Below are 15,429 nucleotides of genomic sequence, written 5' to 3'. Positions count from 1 at the left end.
CCCGTAGCCGATTTTACAATGGGCTTTGTTCCGGGATCCATCAATATTGGTTTAAATGGAAGATATGCAGAATGGGCAGGAACCCTTCTATCCTTTGAAGCCCCAATACTAATTGTTGCTGAACCAGGAAAAGAAAGAGAATCCCTGATTAGATTAAGCCGGGTTGGATTTGAAAAAATTGCTGGCTATTTATCCGGTGGATATGCTGCCTGGCAGGAAGCAGGAGAACCCATCGATATGATTATTGATGTGGAAGCAGATGAACTGGCCATGGATATGCCCTTTGACGATAACCTGGTTATTGTAGATGTAAGAAGGGAAACAGAATATGCCAACGAACATGTAAAAGAGGCCCTTAATATACCATTGGACCAGTTAAATGATCCGGGTAGTATGGCCAACCTGGAAGAACAGTACAATATTTACATACATTGTGCAGGCGGTTACAGAAGTGTAATTGCAGCTTCACTAATCAAGCGCCAGGGCATACACAATATCCGAAATGTAGTTGGCGGATTCGATGCCATCAAACAATTACCCGGTAAATTCAAATTTGAAAAAACGGAAGCGGCGCTAAACTAAATTATTCATTAGGCTTTAGCCATTGGATGGCTCCACTACTAAATGTGCATGCTTTGCAGCATCATAAGTGAACTTCCATCTGCGATGGCTCCATAAATAATTGGCTGGCTTTAGCCGTATAGCTGCTTCTACTTTTTGTGCAAACAATCGGGTTAGTTCTCCATCTTTAAATGAACGGGGGGCATCTGTTATAAGTTCAAAGTGAATCTGATAATACCCGCGTTTTACTTTGTAGAAATGACAAAACACCACATGGGTATCCTTCATTTTTGCCCCTTTTTCCGGACCCGGTATAAAAGGAGTTAAACGATTGAAAAATGGTACCCAATGGGCTTTCAGGTCACTTGGCGGATTCTGATCTGCAGCCAGACCCAACGCATATCGATCCTTCACGTAATGATGAAACTGATTTTTAAAATGTTTGGTTGGAATTAATATGGTTCCGTTGATTGCACGCATATTGTAAAGAATCCTGTCCATTGTTTTATTAGACATAGGCTGATACACACCAACAAATGGAAATTTACTATGCAGGGGTAACCAGCGGTTAAGGTACTCCCAGTTAAAAAAATGTCCGGCCATTAACTGAACATTTTTGCCGGTATCATACAATGCATTCAACACCTCAATATTCGCACCCATCCTTTTATTCAGCGTGCGATTACTGATGGATATCATTTTAATGGTTTCAACAATGGTATCAATGAAATTGTGATAAAAATCCTTTGCAATTCTCTCTCTTTCCTTATCCGATTTCTCAGGAAAAGCAATCTGCAGGTTATGAAAAACCACTTTCTTCCTGTAACCCAAAAAGTAATAGACAATTACATACAACCCATCTGCAATCAGGTACATCAGCCACCATGGCAACAACGACAGAAGATAGAATAAGGGAAATATTATGTAATACATTGCTAGAGAATAATGTTCTGTAAAATAGCACTCTTTTCCTGATGATCCGTATTATAGTGCAGGCCCCTGCTCTCTTTGCGGAACTGTGCTCCTTTTACAATAAGGTATCCAACAGTAATTAAATTTCTCAACTCGCATAACTGTGGCGATACTTTGGTAGACCGATACAACTGTTCTGTTTCCTCAAACAACAAATCCAGCCTTTTCATAGCTCGGCTGAGTCGCACATCCGTTCTTACAATCCCCACATAATCACTCATGATCTGTTGTAGTTCTTTCAGACTCTGTGTAATCAGAATCATTTCACGAGGTTCAGCTGTGCCCAGTGCATTCCAGTCCGGAAGACTATTCATAAATGAGAGCTGATCTATTTTTTCACAACTATCAAGGAAACAGCGATGTCCAAATACCATCGCTTCCAGCAAACTGTTACTGGCCAGGCGATTGGCTCCATGTAATCCCGTGCTGGCACACTCTCCACAGGCATATAAATTACGGATAGAGGTTCTGCCCCATTCGTCGGTTTTAATCCCCCCACAACTATAATGTGCAGCAGGAGCAACAGGAATCATTTGCTGCATTACATCAATACCAATCATCAAACACTTCTGATAAATATTCGGGAAATGATGGATAAATTTTTCCTTATCCATATGTCTGCAATCCAGGTATACATACTCTGTACCGGTGCGTTTCATTTCGTTATCTATGGCACGGGCTACAATATCACGGGGAGCCAGATCTTTTCTGGAATCGTATTTTTCCATGAACGCTTCGCCCGATTTATTTCTCAGAATACCGCCATCCCCTCTTACCGCTTCGGTAATTAAAAAAGAAGGAGATACGCCCGGTTCATACAATGCAGTCGGATGAAACTGAATGAACTCCATGTTCTCTATTTTACCTTTTGCTCTGTAAACCATGGCAACCCCATCACCCGTTGCAATTTTAGGATTCGTTGTAGTTCTATACGCCTGGCCACAGCCTCCTGTGGCAAGCAGTACAATTTTGGCAACTATTTTTTCAATCTGATTGCGTTGCAGATTCAATACATATACCCCATAACAGGTAATATCCAACGTAGACTTTGTTACCAGGTATCCCAGGTGATGCTGCGTAATAAGGTCTACTACAAAACAATGATTCAATAATTGAATATTTGGTAATGCAGACAATTGAGAAAGCAATGCCCTCTCCATTTCCATACCTGTAACATCTTTGTGATGTAATATTCTGTTTTCACTATGGCCGCCTTCTTTTCCTAAACTATAAATACCCGCTTCGTCTTTATCAAAAGCAGCACCATACTCAATAATTTCTCTGATTCTTTCCGGACCTTCTTTAACTACAATCTCAACAATCTCTTTATTACACAAACCATCACCGGCAATTAATGTGTCTTCGATATGCTTACTGAAACTATCTCTTGTTTCGTCCCACACACCTGCAATACCTCCCTGGGCATATTTGGTATTGGTTTCGTCCGTCTGTGTTTTGGTAATGACCGTTATGGTCTTCTCAGGATATTTCTGCGCAACTTTTAATGCATAGGTCAGCCCGGCAATACCAGATCCTATTACCAAAAAATCAGTTTGTATCATATCCTTGATTAATTGCTCACTAAGCTGGTTCTACCCAGGCATCGTGTTCTTTTAGCAAATTGATTAATTCTGTTACGGCAATTTCACTGTCAATATTTCGCTTCATGATGTCTTTGCCTTTGTACAAAGTGATTTTGCCAACTCCGCTTCCTACATATCCAAAATCGGCATCCGCCATTTCACCCGGACCATTTACAATGCATCCCATGATGGCAATTTTAACGCCTTTCAGGTGATTGGTTACTTTTCTGATTTTTGCCGTTGTTTCCTGCAAATCAAACAGGGTTCTTCCACAACTGGGGCAACTGATGTATTCCGTTTTGGAAATTCTTGTTCTGCTGGCCTGCAGAATACTGAAGGCAGAGGAATTAATAAACTGCTCTACTGAAGTATTGCTCAGATAATTTCTTCCTGAGGTAGAAAGTCCTTCCTTTTGCTGCAGTGCATAGCTGTCTGCATGCATGCCTAAACAAATTCCATCTCCAAAACCATCCAATAACAAAGAACCTGTTTCTGTTGCAAAATGTATCAGGTGTTCGTCCACTGAACTCCAGTTACTGTCTGTAATCAATACAACCGGATTCTGAATTTGCTGCACCATCAGTTCCATCATCATTCTTCTTACAGACTGAACGGCATTGCCATTGGTACTGCTTAAACAAAGTACCACCGACTTGTCGTTGGCAAAATCTGTTAAGAAGCTATAATCATTAATAGGTGTGACATCGTTAAAACAATCAATCATTACAAAATTGATTCCTTCACTTTTTACTGTAGCACTTGCAAAGCCCACTCTGTCGAAAATAGGGAAATAACTTTTTTTATCTGCTGCCTGAGCATAAGTAGCCGGATAAACAATCACTTTTAATGTGCCTGGTAAAGCAAAACTAAGCAGCTGATGTCCGGTAAAAATATAATCCGCAGCAGCATCCCCAATGGCCCATTTATCCGTAACCGGATCGTACTGGTAACCAATTGACTGAAGATGTTCGGGAGTAATATTTTCAATTTTACTGAAATCTGCAATCACAACAGGCACCTGATTCCCTCCTATATTATTAACTGCGAAAGTTTTTCTTCTGGTGTAATGAAAGGGATCATAAGGCAGTTTCTCAATGTCCGGCACTTTACCTGTTGTAATACCCTTTCTATTGGCGTAATCGTAGCGTTTAACCAGGTCCTTGCAAACAGGAATTTCCAGTTCGGGATCTTCGGTTAGGCTAACACGTATGGTATCCCCAATTCCATCTTCCAGTAAGGTTCCGATACCTGCAGCACTTTTTACACGACCGTCTTCGCCATCCCCTGCTTCGGTTACCCCTAAATGCAAAGGATAGCATTCTCCAAATTCAGCTTGCATTTGCTGTATCAGCAATCGGTATGCCTGCACCATTACCTGAGGATTACTGGCTTTCATGCTCAGGATAATATTGTGATAGTCTTCTGCACGGGCAATTCTTAAAAACTCCATGGCACTTTCTACCATCCCAATTGGAGTGTCCCCATAGCGGCTCATGATTCTGTCGCTAAGCGATCCGTGGTTGGTACCAATACGCATGGCTGTTCCATGCTCTTTACAGATTTTTACCAGTGGGGTAAACCGTTCACGAATGCGTTCAATTTCCTCCAGGTATTCTGCATCTGTATAATCTATCTGTTCAAACTTTTTCTTGTCTACATAATTGCCTGGGTTCACCCTTACTTTTTCTACAATTCTCGCGGCAATTTCAGCGGCATTCGGCGTAAAATGAATATCCGCAACCAATGGGGTATTGTATCCTCTTTTGCGCAATTCATTTTTAATATTCAGCAGGTTCTCTGCTTCTTTTTTAGAAGGAGCGGTAATTCTTACCAGTTCTGCACCGGCTTCTATGCAACGGATGGTTTGCTCAACCGTAGCCATGGTATCCATGGTATCGGTAGTTGTCATTGTCTGTACCCGAATCGGGTGGCCATTACCCAGCAATAAATCCCCTATTTTAACTTCACGGGTTTTCAGTCTTTTGTATTGAGTAAGTGAATGACAGTAATGTTGCATAAAATATCGTTCGGTTTATCTTTTGCCTTCAAAGAAACCCTGATTCGCTAAAATTTTTCTTAGCAGATCTTTGGATATTCCGGTCATTTGACTGTTTGAAGGACCTTCCAGATTCAAAACAAAGAAATACGGGTGTTTGTTCTCTTCAATCCAACCTGCCACCCAGGCCAGCTGCTTTCCGTTTTCCAGAGGGGTTAATCCATCCTTATAGCTGAGCTGATAGTTGGCATTGGATTCCTGCAACATCATTTTTTTTACAATCTCATGGGTCCTCTTTTGAAAAGGCAACTGATTAAAGAATAATTTCTTTACCAAACCCAGCTGCTCATCCGCAGTAAGCTTAAGGGTATTATTCAGCCAGAAACTATCTATGGATTTTCCAATCTGATGATTTCCGTAAGCAAGGCTATCCAGCCAGAACTGCAGGGTATCCTTCCCAATTCTTTTGGCTACTTCCTGAAAATAAGGATCAACGGATTGTTTAAATGCGGTCTCCATGGAAACAGCCGAATCCAGCTGAATGGTCATGTTTTCATCTGAAACAACACCCGTTTCCAAGGCAATTAAAGAATGCACAATATTATAAGTTCCTGCCGGAGAATAGGCAGAGTCTTTGTACCTGTTTAAATTATAAATGGCAAAGTCTCCCGTACCATTATTAAATAAGGCAAAGCTTCCTTTTACACTGGCAGAATCAAAGTACTTACCCAATTCATTGTTTACCTGAACATTATTCGGAGAGCAGGCATTTAAAAGAAAAGCTGCTAAAACCGCACCAATAAAATATCTCATTGTTGTTAGTATTATTTAATTACGCCTAGCTCTTTCCCAACTTTGGTAAAAGCAGCAATGGCTTTGTCCAGGTGTGCCTGTTCATGTGCCGCACTTAACTGAACCCTGATTCTGGCCAAACCTTTGGCTACTACAGGATAAAAGAAACCAATTACATAAACACCCTCATCCAATAACCTGGCAGCAAAATTCTGAGCTACTACTGCATCGTATAACATGATGGGCACAATGGGATGGTCACCTGGTTTAATATCAAAACCAGCTTCCGTCATTTTGGTTCTGAAATATTTGGTATTGTATTCCAGTTTATCTCTTAAGGTGGTTGCAGAGGTAAGCATATCAAGCACAGCAATTGAAGCACCTACAATACTGGGCGCTACTGTGTTGGAGAAAAGATAAGGACGGCTTCGCTGACGAAGCATTTCAATAATCTCCTTTCTGCCTGAAGTAAAACCACCACTCGCTCCACCCAGCGCTTTTCCTAGTGTACCTGTAATAATATCAATTCTTCCCATCACTCCTCTGTACTCATGTGTACCTCTTCCTGTTTTACCAAGGAAACCCGAAGAATGGCATTCGTCTATCATCACAATGGCATCATACTGATCAGCAAGGTCACAGATTTTATCTAACTGTGCAATGGTACCATCCATACTGAATGAACCATCGGTTACAATAATCCTGCTTCTGCAACTGGCAGACTCTTTTAGCCTCGCTTCCAGGTCTTCCATATTGTTATGTTCATAACGAAAACGTTTGGCCTTGCACAAACGAACCCCATCTATGATAGATGCATGGTTTAATGCGTCACTTATAATGGCATCTTCTTCACCAAACAAAGGTTCAAATACGCCACCGTTGGCATCAAAGGCAGCCGCATATAAAATGGTATCTTCTGTACCCAAAAATTCAGCTAATTTCTTCTCCAGTTCTTTATGAATATCCTGCGTGCCGCAGATAAAACGCACACTACTCATACCGTAACCATGTGTATCAATAGCTTTATGTGCCGCTTTAATTACATCCGGATGCGAAGAAAGTCCCAGGTAATTATTGGCACAAAAATTCAACACATTCTTCCCATTTACCACAATTTCAGGCCCCTGTTCACTGGTAATAATTCTTTCTTTTTTGAAAAGACCGGCTGATTCAATTTCTTTTAACTCAGCAGCTATACGGGAAACAAATGCTTCATTCATAACCTTGGATTAATTGATTATTTAACTTCTAACAATTCAACTTCAAAAATAAGCAGGGATCCGGGTACAATTTTATCTCCTTTTTGCTGATCACCATAAGCTAGATCAGAAGGAATATAAAATTTCCACTTGCTGCCAACTGTCATTAACTGCAGACCTTCCTGCCAGCCTAAAATCACATTACCTAAAGGGAAGCTAACAGGCTCTCCTCTTTCAACTGAACTGTCAAAAATATCTCCATTAATCAAAGTTCCATGATAATGACATTTTACGGTATTGGAAAGGGTAGGTTTAATGGTATCGGTACCGTTTTTAATAATCTCGTATTGTAAACCGGAACGCAGGGTTACCACTCCGGGCTTTTTAGCTAACTGAGCCTGAAAAGCTTTCCCGGCATCTTTGGCTACGGATGCTTTTGCTGAACTTAATTTTTGCTGGTAATTCCCAATGCAAAGGTCTAATACCTCGTCGGCAATCTGGGTTTTCTTACCTCCAAAAGCGTCTGACATACCTTTCTGAAACTGAGCTGCCACCAATGGATCTAATCCCTGGGATTTTAAGTTCTGGGCAATTCTGAAACCCAAAGCATAGCTGGCACTATCCGCAACCGATTTAAAGGCAGAAGGAGCTGCTTTGGCATTGGTTGCCGGCTTAACAGCAGCTTTTGATTTGGCAGGGGTTGAAGCACCCTTATTTACTGGCTTCACCTGAGCCATTACAAACTGAGAATAGCCGCCTAAAAGAAATAGGAAAAGAATTTTTTTCATTTGATTATTTATATATCTGATTAGTTAAATAGGCGCACAAGTTAAGCCAAAAGTGCGTTGATGGCTGTTGTGGCTTTGCTAAATTGGAACCTTTTCAATACGGTATCCATCATTTGGTCAATTTCGGCATTACACAAATTTCCAATACTCCCTTCGTGGGTGTGGTTAATCTGGGTTGAATAAGAAAACTGGCCTTTTTCAATGGCATTTCCTACCTGCTGATAGGCATCTCTGAAGGGCACGCCCTGCAGAACCAGCTTATTAACTTCTTCTACACTAAACATGAACTGGTATTGTTCCGCATCAGCAATATTTTCCTTTACCGATATATTACTGATCATCAACTCCATCATTTGCAAACAATTATTCAATTCAGTAAATGCAGGGAACAAATGTTCTTTTAATAATTGCAAATCACGTTGGTAGCCAGAAGGCAGATTGGCAGTCATTAATGTAATTTCATTGGGCAGGGCCTTGATTCGGTTACAATAGGATCTGGTTAATTCAAAAACATCCGGATTTTTTTTGTGTGGCATGATGCTCGAACCAGTTGTTAGATGAGCAGGGAAACTAATAAAACCAAAATTCTGATTCAGATACAAACAGGCATCCATACTCATTCTGGCCAATGTATCGGCTATATTGGCGAGTGCTGCAGCAACAATTCTTTCTGTTTTACCTCTACCCATTTGCGCATATACAACATTGTAGTTTAAATGCTCAAATCCAAGCAGTTCTGTAGTAAGAGTCCGGTTAATGGGAAAGGAAGATCCATATCCTGCAGCAGACCCCAGCGGGTTTTTATTTACAATCTGATAAGCTGCTTCCAGCACAATCAAATCATCTACCAGGCTTTCTGCATAGGCACCAAACCAAAGACCAAAGGAGGATGGCATGGCCAGTTGTAAATGCGTATACCCCGGTAATAAATGATTCTTGTACTTTTCACTTTGTGTTTGTAACAAATGAAACAAAGACTGAGTTTGCTCTGCAATCTTTTTAATTTCATTTCTCAGGTATAATTTAATATCAACCAGCACCTGATCATTTCTGCTTCTGGCACTGTGAATTTTCTTTCCCAAATCACCCAATTGCTGAGTCAGTAACCATTCTACATATGAATGTATATCTTCTACGCCTTCCGGTATGGAAAAACCGGACTCAGCAACCTGCAGATATATCTTCTGCAACACCTTTACCAACAGATTTTTTTCGTCTGAAGTTAACAGACCAATCTGCGATAGCATCGTTACATGTGCAATGGAACCCAATACATCAAAGGGTGCCAGCAGGGCATCAAAATCTTTGTCTTTGCCTACAGTAAATTGTTCAACAGCAATGGTAGTGGCTGTATTTTCCTTACTCCATAATTTCATAGCACCTGCTTTAAAAGGTTTATATAAAATTCAATTCCATTATTAATTTCATGCAAATAAATAAACTCATCTGCTGTATGACTTCTTGCACTATCGCCAGGCCCTACTTTTAATGCAGGAAAAGGCATCAGCGCCTTATCACTCGTGGTAGGACTTCCATAGCAGGTTTTACCCAGTTGTAAACCAGCCTGCACTATTGGATGATCAACCGGAATACCAGTAGACTTTAAACGGGTACTCCGGGGCGCAAACTCACTCTGCAAATTGGCAGACAGGGTTTCCAGTATTTCGTCGAAACTGTATAATTCATTTACGCGGATATCAATTATAAATTCGGCAGTAGCAGGAACCACATTGTGCTGTTTATTATCTGTATTAAATGAAGTGACCGTCATTTTAACCGGACCCAGCCATTCACTTACTTTTTCAAACTGATACTGCTGCATCCACTGAATATCTTTTACGGCTTTGTACAAGGCATTTTCTCCCTCTTCCCTTGCCGCATGTCCGGCAATTCCTTTTGCTTTGGCGTCAATTACCAGCAATCCTCTTTCAGCAATAGCCAGATTCAACAAAGTAGGTTCTCCTACAATGGCGAATGCAGGTGAAGGCAACAGGGGGATCAAAGCTGCTATACCATTGAGTCCCGAAATTTCTTCCTCAGCGGTTGCAGCCAATACAAGATTGTACCTCAGATTTTGTTGTGGATAATAATAAATGAAAGCAGCAATTAAGGATACAAGAGAGGCACCTGCATCGTTACTGCCTAAGCCAAATAACTTGTCTGATTCAATTAGCGGCGCAAAGGGATCTTTTGTATATCCGGCATTTGGCTTAACCGTATCATGATGAGAGTTTAATAAAATGGTGGGCTTATTCGCATCAAAATACTGGTTCACTGCCCATACATTGTTTAAATGTCTATTGGCAGGAATGGCCTGTTCGATGAGGAATTTTTCAATGGCGTTTGCGGTATTTAATTCTTCTTTGCTAAAGGAAGGAATGGAAATCAGCTCCCGCAAAAGAGTAAGTGAGTCATTATATAGTGCTTTTATATCAGCCATATTGAATAGTTGTTCCAGCCTTACCTTCCATTAAATCGGGAAGTACGGCAGCATTACCAATAATCACTTTGGCAACCCCTGCATCAATTGCGGCAAAGGCATTGTCTAATTTAGGAATCATTCCTGCAAAAATGAGCTGCTTTTCTTTGAGCGATTGATAATAGTCCGGTGTTAATACAGCAATACAGGAAGATTCATCCTGCACATTTAACAAAACGCCAGACTTTTCAAAAGAATAAATTAAAGTAACATCATACAATTTGCCCAATGCAGTGGCAATGGATTGCGCCATTGTATCTGCATTGGTATTTAATAATTGTCCTTCACCATTATGGGTAATGGGAGCAACAACCGGCACCATATCCTTCTCTAATAGTTGCAGAAAAAAATCAGTATTTACGCTATCCACATCTCCCACATATCCATAATCAATTTTGGCAAGGCGTTTATGTGCAAGAATGGCGTTTGCATCCGCACCGGTTATTCCAATTGCATTATTGTTTTGAGATTGAAGTTTGCCAACTATATTCTTGTTAATATAACCTGCATACACCATGGTAACAATTTTCAGGGTTTCTGCATCGGTTATTCTTCTTCCCTCTATCATCTGTTGCTGAACCCCCATGGCTTCTGCCACCCTGGTAGCGAGTTTACCTCCACCATGCACCAGTATTTTAGGCAATTTTACTTCAGCAAAAGACTTCAGGAAATATTCCAGTGCCATTTCATCATCAACAATATTGCCGCCAATCTTTATGATGAATAAGGGTTTCATACAATTTATTTATGTGCATTTAGTATTTCAGCCAGAACAGCCTGTGCTGCCCAGACCCGGTTGCCTGCCTGCTTTGTAACCAGACTGTTTTCACCGTCCAAAATCTCGTCACTCAGTTCAATATTTCTACGAACAGGCAAACAATGCATCACTTTTGCTTCATTGGTAATTTGCATTGACTGATTGGTTAACATCCAGTTGGTATCTGAGCAAAGCACCTGACCATACTGCTGATAACTGCTCCAGTTTTTTACATATACAAAATCAGCTCCTGATAAGGCTTTTTGCTGATCATATTCAATGGTTGCTCCATTGGTAAATTTCTCATCCAGCTCATAGCCCTCCGGATGTGTAATAACAAAATCGGCACCACCCCATGCATTTACCCACTCTGCAAAACTATTGGCAACACACTGAGGCAATGGTTTAATATGTGGAGCCCAGGTAAGCACTATTTTGGGCTTTTTATTGGGCAATGGATGCTGAACCAATGATTCCTGAATGGTTACCAGATCGGTTAATGATTGCAAAGGATGGAGGGTAGCACTTTCCAGGCTAATTACAGGCACCCCTGCAAAACGGATGAATTGCTTAATAAACAACTCGCTATAATCATCTTCCCTGTTTTTCAGAGAAGGAAAAGTACGAATTGCCAGTATGTCGAAATACTGACCTAAAACAGGGGCAGCATCCTTAATATGTTCAACGGTTGTTCCATTCATCACGGCACCTTCCTGAAATTCAAGCGCCCAGCCTTCTTTGTCTACATTAAAAACAATGGCTTCCATTCCTAAATTGCTCGCAGCCACCTGTGTACTCAATCGGGTTCTCAGGCTTGGATTTAAAAATAACAAGCCAATTCTTTTACCTCTTCCCAAATGCAAATCTGCATAAGGACTTAACTTGTATTGTAATGCTTTAGCAACCAAAGCGCCAACATTATCTACATCCGATACCGAAATAAAATGCTTCATTATGCTACTGGGGGATTTTCAAGTTCAGCTATTGCTTCTGTTAATGCTTCCAAAAATTCATCGGCCTGTTTTCTTGATAATGCCAGCGAGGGTAATAGTCTTATTACATTCGGCTTGGCTTCACCTGTGAAAACATTGTATTTATCGAGCAATAATTTTTTTAACCCTTTTAAACGTTCAGGCACATCAAATCCAATCATGAGTCCTCTGCCTCTTACATTTTCAATCGCCTCAATACGCTTTAGCTGATTCATCAGGTACATGCCTCTTTGCTTGGCCATTTCAATCAGCTGTTCTTTCTCCATTACTTCCAGTACTGCAAGGGCTGCTGCACAAGCCAGGTGGTTACCCCCGAATGTAGTACCCAGCATGCCATGCTTAGGCTGTATATGGGGCGCAATCAATATACCTCCAACAGGAAATCCATTTCCCATTCCCTTGGCCATAGAATAAATATCCGCGTTCACACCTGCAATATCATGTGCAAAGAACTGACCCGTTCTACCATAACCACACTGCACGCTATCTGCAATATAAACGGCACCTGAAGCATCACACAAAGATCTTATCAGTTGCAGAAAAGAAACGCTGGCTGGAACAATTCCACCTACTCCCTGAATTCCTTCTATGATTACTGCTGCAATTTCATTTCCGTGATTTTTAAAACAATCCTGTAATGCGGCTTCATCATTAAAGGGAAGAAATAGTATATTATCTGTTTCATTAACAGGTGCAACAATGGCGGGATTATCTGTTGCCGCAACTGCCAGAGAAGTTCGTCCGTGAAAAGATTTGGAAAAAGCAACCACTTTTTTTCTGCCCGTGTAAAAAGACGCCAGTTTCAATGCATTTTCATTGGCTTCTGCTCCACTGTTGCAAAGAAATAACTGGTAATCTGTTTTCCCGCTTAACGCACCTAATTTATCAGCCAATTCCTGTTGCAAAGGAATCTGAATAGAGTTGGAATAAAAAGCAATGGCTTCTAATTGTGTTTCAATTCGCTGCACCCAATGTGGATGTGTATGACCAATACTTATTACGGCATGGCCTCCGTACATATCCAGATACTGAACACCTTCGTTGTCCCATACATAAGAGCCCTGTGCCCTGGTAATGGTAATATTGTTCAACGGATATACATCAAATAATTTCATGACTAAAAATAACTGGCTTTTAATTTTAACCCGGCAGATTCATTTAAACCAAACATGAGATTCATATTCTGAACCGCCTGGCCACTGGCCCCTTTTAATAAATTATCAATGGCAGAATGCACAACGAGTTTGCTGCCCTGCTTTTCTGTAAAAATCAGGCACTTATTGGTATTGACTACCTGCTTTAGATTAATCATTGAAGCCGAAACCAATGTGAATGCTGCATCCGCATAAAAATCAGCATAGATCTGCTTAACTTCTTCGTAAGGAATACCAATTTCAATGGTAGAACTGGTATAAATGCCTCTGGTAAAATCGCCTCTCCAGGGAACAAAATGCAGTCCCCGGCCAGAACCGTCTGCCGTTAATGCATCGCCTTTCTGTAATTGATTCAAAGACTGCGTTATTTCTTTTACATGCTGATGTGCCAGTGATTTATACGCTTCAATATTATTGGCTCTCCAGCTAAAATGAGAAGTAGCACTAAAACCCTGTCCCGCACCGGTTGAACCTGTAATACCCGTTGTGTAAATATCTCCCAACACACCTGCATTGGCCAATGGCAACAATGCCAGCTGAATTGCAGTAGCAAAACAACCGGGATTGGCAATATTTTGGGCAGCGATAATCTCGGCTTTGTTTATTTCAGGTAACCCATACACAAATTGGCGGTTACCGAAAGTGGAAGAATGATGAAGTCTGAAATCCTGTGAGAGATCAATGATTTTTATAGAATCTTTAATGGCGTTTTTCTCCAGAAATACTTTGGCATCTCCGTGTCCCATGCAAAGAAACAAAACATCTATATCATTACTCAGAACAGCACTAAAAACCAGTTCGATTTCTCCTGCCAAATCAGTATGAACCTGATACAGAAATTTACCTGCATTACTGGTGCTTTGAACAAATTGTATCACTACATCAGGATGATTCAAAAGAATACGAATCAATTCTCCGCCCGTATATCCGGCACCACCAACGATACCCGCTTTAATCATGGGAAGCGTTTTTAATATGATGATAAATAGCTGTTTGGTTACCAAAAATTTTAGAGAATCCTCTTACATCGTTCCCTGTCCATCCTGAATTCATTTCACCATATTTTCCAAACTGACTGCTCATTAAATCGAAGGGCGACTCAATACCAATAATCTGAAAACGATGTGGAAGCAACTGTACAAAAACAGAGCCGGTAACCTGCTCCTGCGAATCATTCAGGAATGCTTCAATATTTCGCATCACAGGATCCATTATTTGTCCCTCGTGCAACCAGTTACCATAAAACTGAGCCAGTTGATCTTTCCAGTTTAACTGCCACTTGGTTAATACATGTTTTTCCAAAGCATGATGGGCTTTAATAATCACCATGGGTGCGGCAGCTTCAAAACCAACCCTGCCCTTAATTCCAATAATGGTATCTCCCACATGAATATCTCTTCCAATACCGTAAGGAGCAGCTATAGATTGTATATATTGAATAGCATGTGAAGGATGGGTAAAATGCTGATTGTTAACCCAGGTAATCTCCCCCTTTTCAAAATGTATTTTTAATTCCTCTTCTCCTGTTTTAGTTACAGGGGTGGGCCATGCTTCTTCTGGTAATATGCCTTTTGAATAGAGGGTTTCCTTTCCTCCCACACTGGTTCCCCATAAACCTTTATTAATGGAGTAAGCCGCTTTCTGAAAATTCATCTGAACACCTTTCGACTGCAGGTATTCAATTTCTGCTTCTCTGCTCAGTTGAAGGTCTCTGATAGGAGTTATGATTTCAATTCCGGGAATCATAATATTGAAAATCATATCAAATCTTACCTGATCATTTCCAGCCCCTGTACTTCCATGGGCTACAGCCACTGCGTTCATTTTTTTTGCATGCTCAGCTATATGCAATGCCTGACTTAATCTTTCCGCACTTACGCTTAACGGATAGGTATTGTTTTTTAAAACATTTCCATAAATCAGGTACTTAACAATTGAATCGTAATAGCTCTTGATAGCATTAACCGTTGTATGCGTTTTTACCCCCAGGGCATAGGCATGTTTTTCAATATGCTTCAATTCCTCTTCGGAAAAGCCACCTGTATTTACAATAACACTATGAACTTCATATCCTTTTTCCTGAGACAAATAAATTGCACAATAAGTGGTATCTAATCCACCGCTAAATCCCAGAACGAGTTTTTTTGCTTGCATGT

14 protein-coding genes are annotated in these 15,429 nt (G+C 40.7%); 1 reads left to right on the top strand and 13 read right to left on the bottom strand.

The window, feature by feature from the left end:
* On the top strand, positions 1 to 582 hold a 582-nt coding region (locus P767_RS18920; RefSeq protein ID WP_245586889.1), incomplete at its 5' end, for a rhodanese-like domain-containing protein.
* Between the two features lie 15 nt (positions 583 to 597).
* Here the strand turns inward: P767_RS18920 and P767_RS0113180 are convergent.
* From P767_RS0113180 to P767_RS0113120, 13 genes are read right to left on the bottom strand one after another with little or no spacing between them, the layout of a single operon-like run.
* Positions 598 to 1,494 (bottom strand): lysophospholipid acyltransferase family protein, encoded by an 897-nt coding sequence (locus tag P767_RS0113180; RefSeq protein ID WP_026764892.1) that lies wholly within the window; start codon positions 1,492 to 1,494, stop codon positions 598 to 600.
* Between the two features lie 2 nt (positions 1,495 to 1,496).
* Positions 1,497 to 3,095, bottom strand: coding sequence for an L-aspartate oxidase (gene nadB / locus P767_RS0113175; protein WP_026764891.1), 1,599 nt, complete (start codon positions 3,093 to 3,095; stop codon positions 1,497 to 1,499).
* A 19-nt stretch (positions 3,096 to 3,114) separates the two neighbouring features.
* The gene (ispG, locus tag P767_RS0113170; RefSeq protein WP_026764890.1) at positions 3,115 to 5,133 is read right to left on the bottom strand and encodes a (E)-4-hydroxy-3-methylbut-2-enyl-diphosphate synthase; all 2,019 of its coding nucleotides are present in this window, start codon (positions 5,131 to 5,133) and stop codon (positions 3,115 to 3,117) included.
* A gap of 15 nt (positions 5,134 to 5,148) precedes the next feature.
* Positions 5,149 to 5,925 carry a penicillin-binding transpeptidase domain-containing protein gene (locus P767_RS0113165; protein WP_026764889.1) on the bottom strand — a complete coding sequence of 259 codons (777 nt, stop codon included), beginning with the start codon at positions 5,923 to 5,925 and terminating at the stop codon, positions 5,149 to 5,151.
* Between the two features lie 11 nt (positions 5,926 to 5,936).
* Complete coding sequence (kbl, locus tag P767_RS0113160; protein WP_026764888.1) at positions 5,937 to 7,124, bottom strand: glycine C-acetyltransferase; 1,188 nt, start codon at positions 7,122 to 7,124, stop codon at positions 5,937 to 5,939.
* 17 nt (positions 7,125 to 7,141) lie between these two features.
* Positions 7,142 to 7,891 carry an FKBP-type peptidyl-prolyl cis-trans isomerase gene (locus P767_RS0113155; RefSeq protein WP_071840092.1) on the bottom strand — a complete coding sequence of 250 codons (750 nt, stop codon included), beginning with the start codon at positions 7,889 to 7,891 and terminating at the stop codon, positions 7,142 to 7,144.
* Positions 7,892 to 7,932: 41 nt separating this feature from the next.
* Positions 7,933 to 9,267 (bottom strand): argininosuccinate lyase, encoded by a 1,335-nt coding sequence (gene argH / locus P767_RS0113150; RefSeq protein ID WP_026764886.1) that lies wholly within the window; start codon positions 9,265 to 9,267, stop codon positions 7,933 to 7,935.
* Entirely contained in the window at positions 9,264 to 10,331 is a 1,068-nt protein-coding gene (locus P767_RS0113145; protein WP_026764885.1) for a M20 family metallo-hydrolase, read from the bottom strand. The genes argH and P767_RS0113145 overlap by 4 nt, the downstream gene beginning before the upstream one ends.
* On the bottom strand, positions 10,324 to 11,106 hold the full coding sequence (argB, locus tag P767_RS0113140) for an acetylglutamate kinase (protein WP_026764884.1): 783 nt from the start codon (positions 11,104 to 11,106) through the stop codon (positions 10,324 to 10,326). Before argB ends, P767_RS0113145 begins: the two co-directional genes overlap by 8 nt.
* A 5-nt stretch (positions 11,107 to 11,111) precedes the next feature.
* Positions 11,112 to 12,080: an N-acetylornithine carbamoyltransferase gene (locus P767_RS0113135; RefSeq protein WP_026764883.1), complete on the bottom strand. Its 969-nt coding sequence runs from the start codon at positions 12,078 to 12,080 to the stop codon at positions 11,112 to 11,114.
* Positions 12,080 to 13,234 carry an aspartate aminotransferase family protein gene (locus P767_RS0113130; RefSeq protein WP_026764882.1) on the bottom strand — a complete coding sequence of 385 codons (1,155 nt, stop codon included), beginning with the start codon at positions 13,232 to 13,234 and terminating at the stop codon, positions 12,080 to 12,082. Before P767_RS0113130 ends, P767_RS0113135 begins: the two co-directional genes overlap by 1 nt.
* 2 nt (positions 13,235 to 13,236) lie before the next feature.
* Positions 13,237 to 14,232: an N-acetyl-gamma-glutamyl-phosphate reductase gene (gene argC, locus P767_RS0113125; protein WP_026764881.1), complete on the bottom strand. Its 996-nt coding sequence runs from the start codon at positions 14,230 to 14,232 to the stop codon at positions 13,237 to 13,239.
* Positions 14,225 to 15,427: an argininosuccinate synthase gene (locus tag P767_RS0113120; protein WP_026764880.1), complete on the bottom strand. Its 1,203-nt coding sequence runs from the start codon at positions 15,425 to 15,427 to the stop codon at positions 14,225 to 14,227. Before P767_RS0113120 ends, argC begins: the two co-directional genes overlap by 8 nt.
* Between the last annotated feature and the right edge of the window lie 2 nt (positions 15,428 to 15,429).

This window comes from Sediminibacterium salmoneum NBRC 103935 (genome assembly GCF_000511175.1).
GTDB lineage: Bacteria > Bacteroidota > Bacteroidia > Chitinophagales > Chitinophagaceae > Sediminibacterium > Sediminibacterium salmoneum.
This window is presented reverse-complemented; position numbering and strand designations above follow the sequence as displayed.